We start from the raw sequence: 14,923 nt of genomic DNA on the forward strand, positions 1-14,923 counted from the left end.
CAGGAGAGCCCGTTGAAAGACCCCGTCGTCATTGCCCCCAATCTCAAACGCAGGCTTTCGGGCGTGACGGCAACGATTGCGCGGCTGGTCCCTTTGCAGGTGCGACAGATCGACATCGCCGCCACCGGGCCGGGGCTGCCCGCCGACATTCCGTATATCCCGCTGGGCCGCCTGCCCTTCCTGTCCCGTCGAACGCTGCGGGTCTGGCACGCGCGCCGCAATACCGAGATGCTGCTGGGCCTGATCCTGCGCAATGTGTTCCGGTTGAAGCTGAAACTGCTGTTCACAAGCGCCTCGCAACGGGCACATACGGGTTATACGAAATGGCTGATCGACAAGATGGATGCGATTGTCGCGACTTCGCGCAAGACCGCGGGCTATCTGGAACGAGACGCACAGGTGATCATGCATGGCATCAACCTGGACGACTTTACCCCGCCTGAGGACAAAGCTGCCCTTCGCGCACGGCTAGGGCTACCAGATGGCCTTTTGCTAGGCTGCTACGGGCGCATCCGCCATCAGAAAGGCACGGATGCTTTCGTCGACGCAATGATTGATCTTTGTGCCCGGTCCAAAGATGTCTCAGGCATCGTCATGGGCCGCGCGACGGAAAAACACATGGGTTTTCTGGCCGAGCAAAAAGATAAGGTCGCCAAGGCGGGCCTACCGGACCGTATCCTCTTCATGCCCGAGGTGACGGTCGACCAGATTGCCGAATGGTATCAGGTACTGGACCTGTTCATCGCCCCCCAACGGTGGGAGGGCTTCGGCCTCACCCCGCTTGAGGCGATGGCCTGTGGCGTGCCCGTTGTCGCAACCGACGTCGGCGCGTTTTCCGAGATCGTGACCAACCCGTCTCTGGGCCGGGTGGTGACCCCCGGTGACATCCCAGCACTGGCCAATGCGGCCGCAGAAATGCTGGAAAACCGTGATTCCCTGTCTCAGGCCGGACAGGCCGCCCGCACCCATGTCGAGCAGAATTTCGATATCCGCGGCGAAGCACAGACCCTCGTGGCCCTCTACAAGCGCCTGCTGAGCGCGTGAAGCACCTCAAATCGGCGTCATTCGTTAAAATACATTGCGAAAGCTCTTTTGTCCCGACGGCAACGCGGCTATGAACGCGCGTCCTTAACTTTGGAGACATGAAATGGGCTATCGCGTCGTCGTCGTCGGCGCCACAGGTAATGTGGGCCGCGAAATGCTGAACATCCTGGCGGAACGCCAGTTCCCCGTGGACGAAATTGCTGTGCTGGCAAGCCGTCGTTCGCTGGGTACTGAGGTGACTTTTGGCGACAAGACACTCACGACCAAAGACCTGGATACCTTTGATTTCACCGGATGGGATATGGCCCTGTTCGCGGTAGGCTCTGCCGCGACTAAGGATTATGCGCCCAAGGCTGCTGCGGCGGGCTGCGTTGTGATCGACAACTCGTCGCTCTATCGCTACGACCCCGAGATCCCGCTGATCGTACCCGAGTGCAACCCGCAGGCGATCCACGACTACAAAAACAAGAACATCATCGCCAACCCCAACTGCTCGACCGCGCAGATGGTCGTCGCGCTGAAGCCGCTGCATGACCGCGCCAAGATCAAACGCGTTGTTGTCTCGACCTACCAGTCGGTGTCCGGTGCAGGCAAAGAGGGCATGGACGAGCTTTGGGAACAGACCAAGGCCGTTTACAACCCGATCAACGAGGTTGAGCCGAAGAAATTCCAGAAACAGATCGCGTTCAACGTCATCCCTCAGATCGACGTCTTCATGGAAGACGGCTCGACCAAGGAAGAGTGGAAGATGGTTGTCGAGACCAAGAAGATCGTCGATCCGTCGATCAAGGTCACGGCCACCTGCGTTCGCGTGCCCGTGTTCGTTGGCCACTCCGAGGCCGTGAACATCGAGTTCGAGGAATTCCTCGACGAGGATGAAGCGCGAGATATCCTGCGCGAAGCGCCGGGTATCATGGTGATCGACAAGCGTGAGGCCGGCGGCTACGTCTCTCCAACCGAATGCGTAGGCGATTTCGCAACCTTCATCAGCCGCATCCGTCAGGATTCGACCGTTGAAAACGGGATCAACCTGTGGTGCGTCTCGGACAACTTGCGCAAGGGTGCCGCCCTGAACGCAGTCCAGATTGCCGAGCTTCTGGGTCGTGAGGTTCTGAAAAAGGGCTGATCCCTGACCTGATATTCTTCGCAAGGGGCCGTTTCGTCAGAAGCGGCCCTTTTTCTTTGCGTGTGCTCAGCCATGATCCCGTTCAATACAAAGGACAGACACAACAATCCGTGCTAAGTTGCGTTCATAGCCTTAAGAAAACCATCCAAAGGGTTTCACTATGCGCATTTTCTCTGTTCCTTTTATAGTACTCGCCGCTCTTTCTCCGCTGTCCGCGACATCACAAGAGATCGCCGATACGATCTATTCCGGCGGTCCCATTCTGACGATCAATGATGAGCAGCCCTCGGCCGAGGCCGTGGCGGTCCGGGATGGCCGCATTCTGGCGGTTGGATCGCTCGCCGATATGGCCGCTCATCAAGGCGATGGGACCACAGTATTCGATCTTGCAGGCCGAGCAATGTTGCCTGGATTTGTCGACAGCCACGGGCACGTTGTGATGGGCGGGCTGCAAGCCTTGTCGGCCAACATGCTGGCACCTCCGGACGGAGAGGTGACAGACATCGCCAGCCTGCAGGCCACTCTGACAGCCTGGGCCGAGGCAAATGCCGAAGCCGTGGAAAACGCGAACATGATCATTGGCTTTGGGTATGACAATGCGCAACTCGCCGAGCTGCAGCATCCCACGCGCCAGGATCTGGACGCGGTTTCCACCACCATACCCGTCGTGATCATCCACCAATCCGGACATTTGGGTGTGGGCAACTCAAAGGCACTGGAAATGGCGGGCATCACTGCCGAATCCGAAGCACCGCCGGGCGGCGTTATCCAGCGGGATGAAAACGGCGAACCTAACGGAGTACTAGAAGAATACGCGTTTTTCGCTTTGTTAGTGCCTCTTCTTGGTGATCTGGGCGAAGACGGTCTGGCTGAATTTGCTCGAGCCGGCAGCGCGCTTTGGGCGCGGTTCGGATACACCACCGGGCAAGAGGGCCGGTCATCCGGCGAGATCGTCGAGGTGCTGAAAAAGGTTGGAGCCGATGGCGAACTGCCCATTGACGTGGTTGCCTTTCCCGACGTTCTGGAGGCACAAGACTACATCGGCAGCAATGTCTCAGAGGATTATACGAACAGGATCCGCGTGGGCGGCTGCAAGCTGACCATTGATGGCTCACCCCAGGGTTTCACGGCGCTGCGCGACCGTCCCTACTACGATCCGGTTGGCTCTTACCCCGCAGGCTATGCCGGCTATTCTGCGATCACGATGGAGCAACTTCAGGGCGCTGTGAACTGGTGCTATGAGAACGGCATTCAGATCCTGGTGCACTCCAATGGCGAAGGCGCATCGGATATGCTGATCGCCGCTCTGGAAGAAGCTCAAATGAAATACGGCGACCCCGGAAACCGCCCGGTCCTGATCCATGGCCAGTTTCTGCGCGAGGATCAGGTCGCCAGTTTCAAGCGCTTGGGTGTATTCCCGTCGGTCTTTCCTATGCATACATTCTATTGGGGAGACTGGCATCGCGACCATACCGTCGGCCCGATCAACGGTGAGAATATCTCGCCGACCGGATGGATACGAGAGCGTGAAATGATGTTCGGAACGCATCACGATGCGCCGGTGGCCTTGCCCGACAGCATGCGCGTTCTGGCCGCGACAGTGACGCGACGTACCCGGTCAGGCGACATACTTGGCCCACATCAACGTGTCGATGTTATGACCGCCCTCAAGGCCATGACGATTTGGCCCGCATGGCAGCATTTCGAAGAGGATCACAAGGGTTCAATCGAAGTTGTGTAGAAAAGCGTGCAATTTTGACCCCCTAAGCGGGGAAATCGGCGTCCAAATTTGACCCCTCCCTATGGTTGTAGACATCCTTTTCATTGGGGAATTATATACTTAAGTAACATTTATGATTGACGGACTCCGACGCATTTGTTACATTTTAATAACATTCAGGAGTGTAAAAATGACAAAAGCACCGGGAAAATCAAACCGCAAGGGCCTGACCTTCCTACAGGTTGCTGCAATGTTCGGTAATGAAGAAAAGTCGCGTAAGTGGATTGAGGAACTACATTGGCCAGATGGTCCGTTTTGCCCGCATTGCGGTTCTTTCAACGTGCAGTCAGGCATCAGGCATCCAAGCATGACGCACAGGTGTCGTGAGTGCTCCAAAAAACCCATGTTTACGGTTCGGGTCGGCACGATCCTTGAGAATACCCGGCTACCATATCGCACATGGGCCATTGGTATTTACTTGTTCACAACTAACCTTAAGGGCGTATCTTCGATGAAGTTGCACCGTGAGCTTGGTGTTACGCAGAAGTCCGCGTGGTTCATGCTGCATCGTCTTCGGGCTGCAATGGAGGCAAACATGCCTTGGTTTAATGGCCCAGTCGAAGCAGATGAAACCTACATAGGCGGCAAGGAAGGCAACAAACACGCGAAGAAGAAACTCAAGGCTGGACGTGGCGCTGTTGGCAAGGCTGCTGTTGCTGGTATCAGGGATCGCGAAACGGGTCAGGTTGTTGCCAAAGTGGTAGAGAGCACAGACAAAGAGACCTTGCAGGGGTTTGTGAACGAGCATGCCGTCGAAGGAGCAACACTCTATACCGATGAGGCTAGTGCCTACAAGGGCATTGACAGGCCGCATGAGGTGGTAAAGCACTCAGTGGGTGAATATGTCCGCGATCAGGCGCACACCAACGGGCTGGAAAGCTTTTGGGCTCCTATGAAGCGGGGTTATAATGGCGTCTATCACAAGATGTCGCCCAAGCATCTGCAACGCTATGTGGACGAGTTTCAGCACCGTCACAACAACAGGCCAAAGGATACAATCGACCAAATGGGCGGCGTTGTGCATGGGATGGCTGGAAAGAACCTGCCTTACAAGAAGCTAATCGAGGATAACGGATTGAATAGCGGAGCGCGGTCATGAGCGTCGGAACTTCGCAAAGTACTGCCGGGGTATTTTCCAACACGCGCACGGTGACCGTGCCAAAGCTGGTGCTTCCCGATGTCCTTAAGCCCAACACGCGCCTTAAGATGGACGGTCTTGAGTTCCTTTCCGCTATACCTGCGGACGCAGTTCCAGTCGCATTCTTCGATCCCCAATACCGTGGCGTGCTTGAAAAGCTGGCATATGGGAACGAAGGCAAAGTTCGTGGAAAACGCCGCAGCGCCCTACAGCAAATGCCGGAGGAGGCCATCGCCAATTTTATTCGCGGAATAGATCGTACGCTTATCCCATCAGGCCATCTCTTTTTATGGGTGGATAAGTTTCACCTTTGCCAAGGTATTCACCCGTGGCTGGACGGAACGAGGCTGGACATTGTGGATCTTTTAACGTGGAACAAGGGTACATTTGGTATGGGCTATCGCACTCGGCGCAGAGGAGAATACTGCATAGTACTACAGAAACAGCCGCGTAAGGCAAAAGGCGTGTGGAAAATACATAACATTCCAGATGTAATTCAAGAACAAGTATCCCAGCGGGATCACCCACATTCCAAACCAATAGACATACAAGGTCAACTCATGGCCGCCGTGAGCCACGAAGGCGATTTTGTAATTGATCCGGCTGCCGGGTCGTTTTCGGTTCTGCAAGCGGCACGAAACCATGGCCGCACCTTCCTTGGTTGCGACTTGAACGGTTAGATTATGGCACGATTACGGGATGCCAAACCAAAGAACACATCTGGTTCTTACGCCCGGTTGTTTGGGAATGAAGCGTTAGGTGAATTGGCCAGCAAGATACAGTCAGCTGTAATCTCATCGGGGTCAGAACTGGAATCGATGATCGTGGAAGCTGTTCCCAACATCCCTAATCTGGACACCTTTTTGGAACAAGAAATCATGCCTGAGGGCGTGTTGCTTGCCCGAAAACGTGAAATTAAACGAAGTCGGACCTTGGATTTTTCGGGATCAGAGCCTGACTTTATGGTTTTCAAGCGCCGAAAAGGCGAGCAAAACTGCCATATAGTTGAGTTGAAGGACGGTCATGTGTTCGACACAAAAAAAGCTAGCGCAGAGAGGCAGTCAATGCACGGGTTCATTCAACGCAACGCCCAGCATATTCAATATCGGTTCCAGGCACACTTTTGTGCTTTCAATCAAGAAGACAAGCAAGCGATCTGGGAAGGATTCAAGAAGAGAATTTCAATCGATGAGGCAATGACAGGTCGGGAGTTTTGTGATTTGTTGGAAATTGATTACGACAGTATTGTGCGGGCGCGTCAGGCCGACGGCCCCGACAACGTAGAGTTTTTGTTGACCGAACTGGCTAAAATTGAACCAATCCAAACCCGCTTGCGAGAACTTCTCGGCTAAAACCAATGTATTCAATTTAGGAATTCGCATGACAAACCAACGTTACAATGCAGACCTGCCTGAACCCGCCGATCTGCACATCAGATCGAACAAATATCAACCGACCAAGGCTGAGTTGGAAGAAGAAATCGACATGCCTGAAATGTCATTGGATGAAATCAGGGCTGCATTCATGCGGCCAATGAGTATCAAGAAGCCTGATTAAAGAGAGCGCAGAGTGCTAAAATACCTTGCGCGGTTTTCGTTTTTATCGCGTCAATATGCGACAGTCCACTATAAAAATGTTACTTAAGTATATAATTCCCATTCATATGAGCGTCAACGCCGAGGTCCGGCAGGACGCTACTTTGCATGAATTGATCTGGAAAATTGATGAGATCATCTGCCACCTGTCCGGTTTCTATCACCTGCGCCCCGGCGACGTGATCCTGACGGGCACCCCAGCCGGGGTAGGGCCGGTTGGTGCAGGGGATGAAATTGAAGGTGGGATAGACGGGTTGGAACCCATTCACCTGACCCTGACGGGCGCAGAATAGAGCCTATTTAGGCTCTTTCAGCCAGTCCTTGGCAAATTCGACCGTATCGAGACCGGCAAATCGGCGCACTCTGTCCAACTCGGAATCCAGTCGTCGCGTGCGCGCATCCGACCACCGTATCGCGCGCTCCGGCCACAGGGCTTTTACACGCAGAATACCTTCATCGCGATGGGCTTTCATGTCGATCCGGCCAATCAGCTTGTCGCCTTCCAGCAGCGGGAAAACATAGTAGCCATAGGTCCGCTTGGGCTCGGGCACGAAGACCTCGATCCGGTAGTGAAAACCAAACAACCGCTCGGCCCGGTTCCGGTCTCTCAACATAGGGTCAAACGGACTGAGAACCCGGATGCGGCCTGTTGGTGCGGGCAGATCGCTCAGACCATCGGTCAGATCGGGGCGGGTAAACAGTTTGCGCATGCGCCCATCGACACAAGCAACCTCGACCTCCTCCAATGCGCCAGATTGCAACCTTTGGGCGCACCACGCCTTAGCCTCAGCCGCGCTGACCGTGTCCCAGAACGCGGCCAACTCACCCGAAGTGGCAAAGCCAAGCCTGTCCAGCGCCGCATTGCACAGCCAATCAACTGTCGCCTCGGCGTCACAGATTAGCTGACCGGGGCAGAGATGCGTTTCGATCACCCGCTCGGTCAGATCATAGCGTTTCTGAAACCCCTCACGCCCGACAACTGTCAGCGCGCCAGAGCGCCACAGATATTCGAGCGCGGTCTTGGATGGGTGCCAATCCCACCACCCGCCAGAGCCCTTCTTTTCATTCTTCCCCACATCGGACGAGGACACTGGCCCATGGTCGCGAATGTGGTTCAGAACCGTTTCGAACTGCTGCTCAAACCCATCCCGACGCCAGTTCTTGTACCGCGATTTCAGCAGATCCGCATCGCGCTGGAACCGCAGATGCCAATGCGCGTAATACTCCATCGGTATGACGGCGGCATCGTGGGTCCAGTGTTCGAACAACGCCCGGTCCCGTTCATACAAGCGTTTGAGGTTCCCACTGCGATAGCTGGGCCTACGCGAGAACAGGATCATGTCATGCGCGCGCGCCACGGTATTGATGCTGTCGAGTTGAACGAAGCCCAGCCTCTGGATCAGATCCAGCAAATCGGTGCCCTTGGAGCCGCCCGAAGGCGGTTCAGCCAGCGCATGGCGATCCATGAAGATCGCCCGCGCCGTGCGGTTGTCCGGCTGTTTCAGCGCCACGATATCAGCGCCGTTTCAGCGTATCCCCAAAGTTGACCTTGGGGGTCAGAGTCATGCGGGTCTCGATCTCGGCATTTGGATCGTCAAGCTGCGTGGCAATGATCTTGGCCGCTTGCTGTCCGATCTCAAGCCGGCAGGCATCCATCGTCGCCAGTTTGCGGGGCAGGCCCTGCAGCAGTTCAACATTGTTGAAACCCGCCAAGCCGATCTGACCGGGAATGTCGATGCCTTGCTCTAGCAGATACAACAGCCCCCCGGCGCCGATCATGTCATTGGAATAATATAGGAAATCCAGATCAGGTGAGCGTTCCAGCATGGCTTGCGTCATCTCGCGCCCCTTGGCCAGAGCCGAGCCGCCCGAATAGAATTCCCGATCCTCGATCTCGATCCCGTGCTTGCCCATAACCTCGGTAAAGCCTTCGAAGCGCTTCCGCGCCCGGTGGTCCAACGGCATCTTGGTGCCCATGAAGCCGATATGTTCATAGCCCGCTTTCAGGATCGCCTGCGCCATTTCGCGCCCGGCGCGACGATGAGAGATCCCGACCATTGCATCAACCGGTTTGCCATCGGTATCCATGATCTCGACCACCGGAATTCCGGCCGAATCCAGCATCGCCCGCGCCGCGTCAGTATGTTCCAGACCGGCAATGATCACCCCCGAGGGGCGCCACGAGAGCATCTCATACAGCACCTTTTCCTCTTTCTCAGGCAGGTAGTCGGTGACGCCGACTACAGGCTGCAGATCGGTGTCCTCCAATACCTGATTGATGCCGGTCAGAACCTCTGGAAAGACCATGTTGGACAGGGATGGAATGATAACCGCCACCAGATTGACCCGGCTAGAGGCCAGCGCGCCTGCGATCTTGTTGGGCACATAGCCCAGTTCTTTCGCGGCGGCCAAAACGCGGGTGCGCGTCGCATCCGACACATCGCCCCGATTGCGCAGGACCCGGCTGACCGTCATCTCGGATACCCCAGAGGCCTCAGAGACATCGCGAAGGGTAAGCGGGCGTTTTGTTTCTGTGTTCACGGAGGGCACCTGCGTTGTTGTTTTATCTGATGCTAGCGTAAACACCCTGCAGTTTACAACTGTTCAGCACGCCCACAGCAAACCCACAGTAAACCCCATGACAAGCCGAAAAAACAAAGGTAGAGAGGGCTTTGCACGGCCCCGTGGCTCAACTGGATAGAGCAGCCCCCTCCTAAGGGGCAGGTTGCAGGTTCGAATCCTGCCGGGGTCGCCAAAAACACCCGAAAAATATGGCTTATTTTCAGCTTGTTGTGCAGAAGCGTGCAGAAACGCGCGTTTCGTTTTCCGCCTAATTCTCCGAAAACGACCGAAATCTCGTACAAAACCTGTACAAAATTCGCACGTCCGTGCGGCTTTTGGGGCCATCCTATGAGCTGGCGGGTGGCGAATGCGTGTGCGGAACGGAAGTTCGGGAGTGCGACGCGCAAGCAGATCATCATGTTCTTGGCAGACAAGGCATCTGACGATGGCTCTGGCATCTGGTGTTCGAAGGGGACCATCCAGCGGCACACGGAGCTTGGTGAGACCACTGTCAAACGAACGATCCGAGACTTCCTGAAGGAAGGTATCCTGATCGAGACCGGCGCGCGCGGATGCAAGAATGGATTCACCGTAGTTTACAGGATCGATCTCGCCCGGATTGAGGCGCTGGAACTGACGGCTGAACCCGAGATTGAGACGGGGGCCACAGTGGACCCCGTCCAGACCGGACCCGGAACGGGGGCCACTGTGGCCGGGGTACCGGGGCCACCACGGCCCCCAAACCATCCTAAAACCATCCATAAACCTCCTACGCGCGAGCGCGTGGCGGCGGTGGATGAAGTGGCTGAGAAGATATTGGCTGCTTATCCGTCCGACCGGTTGCGCGGAAAGACTGAGTGCCTTGGGCGGATCAAGGATATCCTGGGCGCCGGGACAGAGGCCGAAGACCTGTTGCAGGCCGTGAAGGCCTACGCGACTGAAAGCGCGGGCTTCACCCGCTCCAAGGTTTGTTTCTCCGACAACTGGTTCAAGTCGGGGCGCTGGCGTGCCTACGTAGAGGACATCGTCAAAGGCCGAGAAGCCTCGAAGGCGAAGGAAGCCGAGATGCTGGCAGGCTTGGCGAATTGGGTCACGGACAAGCATCCACTTTGCCGCCACATCACACCCGGCCAGATCGACGCGCTCTTGGCCGCAGACCTGGTGACACAGGCGCAAATTCAGGCGGCGGGCCTTAGATCATGACCGCAACCGATCCCACCGAAGTGCAAACAGCAAGGCGACCCGTGTCATACGCTGGCGCGGATGACATGGGACCTTGCGAGGGGCGGCAAGCCTCCCCTTCGAACCCCACCGGCGCGGGCAAAGCCCCCGCCAAAGAGGCGCTGACCGAGACCTTCGTCTTCCGCTGCACTGCCTCCGAGAAGGCCCAGCTGCGCGCCAAGGCCGAGGCCGCTGGACTGCCTGCCTCGACCCTTCTACGCGAGGCGCTTGGCCTCACCGAAGCCCGTCGTCGCAAGCCGGTGCCGCACGTCGATCCGGCGTTTGTGCTCGCTGTCGGACGCATCGGTGGCAACCTCAACCAGATCGCGCGCTGGCTGAACCACGCCATGAAGGTCGGGCGCACCGACCTCGACACGCTGACCGTTGCGCGCCGCCTTGTGGTGATCGAACGCCAGCTTACCGCGCTCCTCGATGAGGCGCGGCGGTGCTGATCAAGTTCTTCCCCAACGGCAAAGGTGCGGGCGCGGGGCCGGTCGGGTACCTCGTGGCCGAGCGCGTTCTGGCCTATGACGGCAACCGCGACCTGATCCGCGATGCTGACGGCCAGCCCAAGACCGTCACCCGCGACCCGCTGCCGGAGGTCCTGCGTGGCAATCCCGAGCGCACCGAAGCCCTGATCGACGCCAGCCGCCATCAATGGACCTATCGCGCGGGCGTCATCAGCTTTGCCGACAGCGACGACCCGACCGAGGACCAGCAGGTCGAAGTCATGGACCAGTTCGAGCGGCTGGCCTTCGCGGGGCTGGACCCCGAGCAATATGAGGTGCTCTGGGTCCGCCATCGCCACGAAGGCCGGGTCGAGCTTCACTTCTGCACGCCGCGCCTGGAACTGACGACGGGCAAGAGCCTCAACATCGCACCGCCGGGCTACCAAGACTCCTTTGACAGCCTGCGGGACTTGATGAACCAGCGACACGGCTGGGCCGATCCGATGGATGTGGACCGCACTCAGGAAGTCCGCGATACCATCGAGGCCCCGACCCGCGCCCAGGGCCGGGACGAGCTGCACGCCTGGATTCAGGATCAGATCGACCTTGGCCTGATCACCGACCGCGCATCCATGATCGACGCCCTCACAGAAGCGGGCTTCGACCTGCCACGCACCGGCAAGGCCTACATCACCGCCCGTGATCCCGACAGCGGCGAACGCTGGCGGCTGAAAGGAGAGATTTTCCATGAAGACTGGCAAGCCGACCCGGCTGAGCGAGAAACTGAACGCGGAACTAGACGAGATCAGGCAGGAACACGTCGCCTCGATCTCCTCCCAGCTCAAGAGCTTCAGGATCGATTTGAAGAGCATTGTGGGCGCCGCGCAGCATACCATCGCGAGCGATACGCGCCGCTTTCAGACCGAGACAGCGAGCCTGTTCGAGACGCGGCTGAGATCGATCCGCCTCTGGTTGACGATTTCACCCTGGCTGATTGCGGCGATGCTGCTGACGGGGATCGTCTCGATGATGGCCGCGAGCTTCTTCTGGACGGTGCATCTGACGCGCTCGGAACTGACCGAGATGGGCCTGACGCGGATCCAGCGGCCCGAGGGGACTTGGCTGATCCTGGACCCGTCGAAAACGCGGCTCAGGACCTGCACAATGGGCGAGCGGCACGTCACCTGCATACGGATCGAGGAGGACTAGATGACCCAACTGACAGCCTTGGAACGCGACTTGCTCGCCTGCGTCGAGCGGTTGGTGACGGCCTCAGAGGCCTCCGCGAAGGACTTGACCGCCTTGGAGACACGCTCGACCGGCAGGATCGAGAAGGAACTGGCTGGTTTGAAAGACTGCGTGACCTTGCTCATTCGTTCACAAGCCGCATCCATGAAGGCCTTGAACGGATTGCTGAACGACGAGGCGAGCTACAAAGCGCTGGACGAGAACTTGCAGCAGAGCTTGACTTTAGCGAGGGCCGCCGCAGAGAGATTGAGGGACAGCTAGACAGCCAGGAGGCGCATGCGGAAATGGGGTTAAGGCATTGAAGTGATGGCAATCGGTTCGATGCCCGAGACATCGATTTTTCTGGCCGCCAATGCCAGATCATAGTTTGTCTGCAAGTTCATCCAGTACATCGCCGTTGTGTCAAATGCTCGCGCAAGGCGCAGCGCCGTGTCCGGGGTTATCTCTGAAGTCCCATTTATCAACTGTTCCATCTTGGACCTGGGCAGTCCTAGATGATCAGCAATGGCCCTTGGCCCAATTTGGAGCGGCTCGAGATAAAGACGCTAGATGACCTCGCCTGGATGAACTTCGTTCTCAAGAATTGTCACGTTGCTTTCCCTACTCAGGGCATCATGCGTCTTGGAGAGCCTTCGCGCACTCGTCGACTACGTATTCGGGGACGCTCTCGAATTTATGTGGGTTGAGCTGCATAACGTATTCATTTTCAATATGATAAGACTCGTTGATAAACTTCGAGATCACATCATCCTGATGCTTGCCTTTGATGACACGGAACAACTGAATCTTCTCGTAGCCGACGTCAGTCTCGGCGAACTTCTGCTTCATTGCTGCAGCGTCGTTCACTTGCGCAACCAACGCATCGTAGTTGAAGGCTGGTAGCATTTTTTGGACTTCCGATTCCGCCGCGGCTTTTTCTTCTTCGCTCATGTCCCGGTTTTCCAAGGCGGTTGCAATGGTTGGTACAGGTCGGCCTTTGAACAGACTAGCCAGCAGGTTGTAGGCATGGCCGACATCGTCGATTATCTCGTAGTGCCTTCGGAGATAGATCGCTTTGACGATGGCATCCGACGCGCCGTCCATGATATCGATGCAGATTTTGGCAAAGGTGCGGATGTCTTCGCCAGCTATGGGGGTTTCCTTCAAAATCCCATTTCTGCAGGAAAGAAAGGTCGCAGTAGGCTTCGGATCTTGAAATTTGTGAGACAGACTCTTGATCACGTCGATGGCCGGTTCAATGTCATGGGTCAACATCAAGGTCGTTCGGTTGCGAAGGCTTCCTTTGCCTCGAAATAGTTGGTGCAAAATCGCAAATTTCTTGTTCTTGTCGAAAGATGAGATCGGATCGTCAAGGATTACGATGTCGGGATCTTCGCTTAAGACCTGGTGCATAAAGAGCACCAACGCAAAAGCATTCTTTTCCCCGTAACTCAAGTGGTTAGTAGCCGCTTCAACGAAATCCGAAAGATCATCGTGCTCCAGCTTCATCTTGTATGAGTCCGACTCTGAGATGATCTTCACCGAATATTTGTAGCCTGCCGATCTCAAGAACCCATTGATACTGTCTTGGTTCTCTTCAATCGTCTTCTTGATCTTGGCCTTGTGTTTGTTGATTTGCCCTTTCAGGCTTCCAACTTGCTCGATCAAACTGTTCAGTTGCGCATTGATTGGATCGGTCACCGCCCTTGATGGCTCCGAATCCAGTTTGTCGATCAAGCCAAGCTCGATCTTTAGGAGCGGCAACTTCTTGTCGATTTCGTCGACGTCTCGCAACGAGTAGAACGAGATATTCCTTAGCCCTTCCAACTGTTGGATAAGCGCCTCAATGCTGTTTTTTAGGTCATTCAGATAACTTATCTGAATAGCAGTGAGTTCCGTTTTGGCCTTGGTAATTTGGCTGAGGTTTTCTTGGCATGCGGGGCTGAAGTACGCGCCAAGCCGTTCAATAACTTCCTTCAGATTGTTGAGGTGATTGATTGCAGTGGGGTCGTACTCTTTCGCAACAGCAAGAGCAGTTTCCTTCTGTTCGGGCTTCTCTAAGGACGTCGCGCAGTAAGGACAGGTGTCGCCGAGGTCCAAGAACTCTTTCCCTTTGATCTGCCAGCCAATCCATTTTGATGGATTTTTGCTTGTCACAAATGTTTCGAATGGAAGCAGGGTATCCGGAATATTATCAATTTTGTTGCCGGAACCGAATGCCTTATGGACTTTACTAGACTTCGCAATAGAGCCGTCTTTGTTCGGCTTTCCAAAAGCGTCCCTCAAATCCTTGAGGTCTTTGATCATTTGTTCGATTTCAGGCCGATCAGCGAACGCCTTCTTGATGCCCGCAAACAGCTTCTCAATTTCTGACATCGCTGTGTCGTATTCAGGCGTTTTTATGAAGATATCAAAGCTGTTCTTGACGACCTCGTCTTGCTGGAAAACGAATAGGTTCACATACTCTTCGTCAAAAACTAAGGCTGATGAGATAGCATCAATACCTGAGACGCTTGGCTGGCCTGCTCCCTTCTTACCTCGCAACTTGAATGGGGCGAGATCAGCTAGCGAGCCATCTTGCTTAGCCTGACTGACGATGGCCTTGGCAATGGTGCTTTTTCCAATCCCATTGGGACCATATTTGATGTTGAGGCGGCCCTCAGTCACAAGAATGTTTGCGGTGTCGATGCTGTTACAGTTTTCAATTGTGACTTCAAAGTTGGCCATTGGTTTCCTCAAGCAATTCACAGCGTACCGTAACTGACCTAGGCGGGTCATTAA

The 14,923-nt window shown here is 55.8% G+C and carries 13 protein-coding genes, 1 tRNA gene and 2 pseudogenes; 12 read left to right on the forward strand and 4 right to left on the reverse strand.

The annotated features are described in order from the left end of the window. Window positions 1-12 precede the first annotated feature (12 nt). The 8 genes and pseudogenes from ACOERD_RS23490 to ACOERD_RS23525 all read left to right on the forward strand — a co-directional run. A complete protein-coding gene (locus ACOERD_RS23490; RefSeq protein WP_419740665.1) occupies window positions 13-1,044 on the forward strand; it encodes a glycosyltransferase family 4 protein in 1,032 nt (343 codons plus the stop codon). Between the two features lie 103 nt (window positions 1,045-1,147). After that, the gene (locus tag ACOERD_RS23495; RefSeq protein ID WP_170380274.1) at window positions 1,148-2,170 is read left to right on the forward strand and encodes an aspartate-semialdehyde dehydrogenase; all 1,023 of its coding nucleotides are present in this window, start codon (window positions 1,148-1,150) and stop codon (window positions 2,168-2,170) included. Between the two features lie 160 nt (window positions 2,171-2,330). Further along, a complete protein-coding gene (locus ACOERD_RS23500) occupies window positions 2,331-3,911 on the forward strand; it encodes an amidohydrolase (protein WP_419740666.1) in 1,581 nt (526 codons plus the stop codon). 169 nt (window positions 3,912-4,080) lie between these two features. Further along, window positions 4,081-5,049 (forward strand): IS1595 family transposase, encoded by a 969-nt coding sequence (locus ACOERD_RS23505; RefSeq protein ID WP_419737678.1) that lies wholly within the window; start codon window positions 4,081-4,083, stop codon window positions 5,047-5,049. Continuing rightward, window positions 5,046-5,768: a DNA methyltransferase gene (locus ACOERD_RS23510; protein WP_419737677.1), complete on the forward strand. Its 723-nt coding sequence runs from the start codon at window positions 5,046-5,048 to the stop codon at window positions 5,766-5,768. Before ACOERD_RS23505 ends, ACOERD_RS23510 begins: the two co-directional genes overlap by 4 nt. Before the next feature lie 3 nt (window positions 5,769-5,771). Continuing rightward, entirely contained in the window at window positions 5,772-6,440 is a 669-nt protein-coding gene (locus tag ACOERD_RS23515) for a hypothetical protein (RefSeq protein WP_419737676.1), read from the forward strand. Between the two features lie 28 nt (window positions 6,441-6,468). Then, window positions 6,469-6,645: a hypothetical protein gene (locus ACOERD_RS23520; RefSeq protein WP_419737675.1), complete on the forward strand. Its 177-nt coding sequence runs from the start codon at window positions 6,469-6,471 to the stop codon at window positions 6,643-6,645. 100 nt (window positions 6,646-6,745) lie between these two features. Next, window positions 6,746-6,976 (forward strand): annotated as a pseudogene (locus ACOERD_RS23525) (fumarylacetoacetate hydrolase family protein); the annotation flags it as partial. Window positions 6,977-6,979: 3 nt separating this feature from the next. Here the strand turns inward: ACOERD_RS23525 and ACOERD_RS23530 are convergent. Next, a complete protein-coding gene (locus ACOERD_RS23530; RefSeq protein WP_419740667.1) occupies window positions 6,980-8,194 on the reverse strand; it encodes a winged helix-turn-helix domain-containing protein in 1,215 nt (404 codons plus the stop codon). Between the two features lie 4 nt (window positions 8,195-8,198). Continuing rightward, window positions 8,199-9,224, reverse strand: a complete 1,026-nt coding sequence (locus tag ACOERD_RS23535) for a LacI family DNA-binding transcriptional regulator (protein WP_419740668.1) — start codon at window positions 9,222-9,224, stop codon at window positions 8,199-8,201. A 137-nt stretch (window positions 9,225-9,361) separates the two neighbouring features. On the opposite strand from ACOERD_RS23535, the gene ACOERD_RS23540 reads away from it, so the two are divergent. From ACOERD_RS23540 to ACOERD_RS23555, 4 genes are all read left to right on the forward strand, one after another. After that, window positions 9,362-9,438: transfer RNA gene (locus ACOERD_RS23540), tRNA-Arg, on the forward strand. Window positions 9,439-9,662: 224 nt separating this feature from the next. Then, a complete protein-coding gene (locus ACOERD_RS23545; RefSeq protein WP_419740669.1) occupies window positions 9,663-10,448 on the forward strand; it encodes a hypothetical protein in 786 nt (261 codons plus the stop codon). After that, window positions 10,445-10,918, forward strand: coding sequence for a plasmid mobilization protein (locus tag ACOERD_RS23550; RefSeq protein WP_419740670.1), 474 nt, complete (start codon window positions 10,445-10,447; stop codon window positions 10,916-10,918). The genes ACOERD_RS23545 and ACOERD_RS23550 overlap by 4 nt, the downstream gene beginning before the upstream one ends. Further along, window positions 10,912-12,465 carry a relaxase/mobilization nuclease domain-containing protein gene (locus ACOERD_RS23555; protein WP_419740671.1) on the forward strand — a complete coding sequence of 518 codons (1,554 nt, stop codon included), beginning with the start codon at window positions 10,912-10,914 and terminating at the stop codon, window positions 12,463-12,465. The genes ACOERD_RS23550 and ACOERD_RS23555 overlap by 7 nt, the downstream gene beginning before the upstream one ends. Here ACOERD_RS23555 and ACOERD_RS23560 read toward each other — a convergent pair. Both ACOERD_RS23560 and ACOERD_RS23565 read right to left on the reverse strand, forming a co-directional pair. Next, a pseudogene (locus ACOERD_RS23560) lies at window positions 12,454-12,690 on the reverse strand (HigA family addiction module antitoxin); the annotation flags it as partial. The gene ACOERD_RS23555 and the pseudogene ACOERD_RS23560 overlap by 12 nt on opposite strands. An 85-nt stretch (window positions 12,691-12,775) precedes the next feature. Next, window positions 12,776-14,869: an AAA family ATPase gene (locus tag ACOERD_RS23565; protein ID WP_419740672.1), complete on the reverse strand. Its 2,094-nt coding sequence runs from the start codon at window positions 14,867-14,869 to the stop codon at window positions 12,776-12,778. Between the last annotated feature and the right edge of the window lie 54 nt (window positions 14,870-14,923).

Origin of the sequence: Ruegeria sp. (genome assembly GCF_965199275.1) — a bacterium.
In the GTDB taxonomy this organism is placed as follows: Bacteria; Pseudomonadota; Alphaproteobacteria; order Rhodobacterales; family Rhodobacteraceae; genus Ruegeria.

Bases quoted from the DNA above. Each gene is read 5' to 3' on its own strand.
- ACOERD_RS23510 (WP_419737677.1), top strand. From the start codon at position 5,046: ATGAGCGTCGGAACTTCGCAAAGTACTGCCGGGGTATTTTCCAACACG.
- ACOERD_RS23500 (WP_419740666.1), top strand. From the start codon at position 2,331: ATGCGCATTTTCTCTGTTCCTTTTATAGTACTCGCCGCTCTTTCTCCG.
- ACOERD_RS23545 (WP_419740669.1), top strand. From the start codon at position 9,663: ATGTTCTTGGCAGACAAGGCATCTGACGATGGCTCTGGCATCTGGTGT.
- ACOERD_RS23520 (WP_419737675.1), top strand. From the start codon at position 6,469: ATGACAAACCAACGTTACAATGCAGACCTGCCTGAACCCGCCGATCTG.
- ACOERD_RS23515 (WP_419737676.1), top strand. From the start codon at position 5,772: ATGGCACGATTACGGGATGCCAAACCAAAGAACACATCTGGTTCTTAC.
- ACOERD_RS23505 (WP_419737678.1), top strand. From the start codon at position 4,081: ATGACAAAAGCACCGGGAAAATCAAACCGCAAGGGCCTGACCTTCCTA.
- ACOERD_RS23565 (WP_419740672.1), bottom strand. From the start codon at position 14,869: ATGGCCAACTTTGAAGTCACAATTGAAAACTGTAACAGCATCGACACC.
- ACOERD_RS23550 (WP_419740670.1), top strand. From the start codon at position 10,445: ATGACCGCAACCGATCCCACCGAAGTGCAAACAGCAAGGCGACCCGTG.
- ACOERD_RS23495 (WP_170380274.1), top strand. From the start codon at position 1,148: ATGGGCTATCGCGTCGTCGTCGTCGGCGCCACAGGTAATGTGGGCCGC.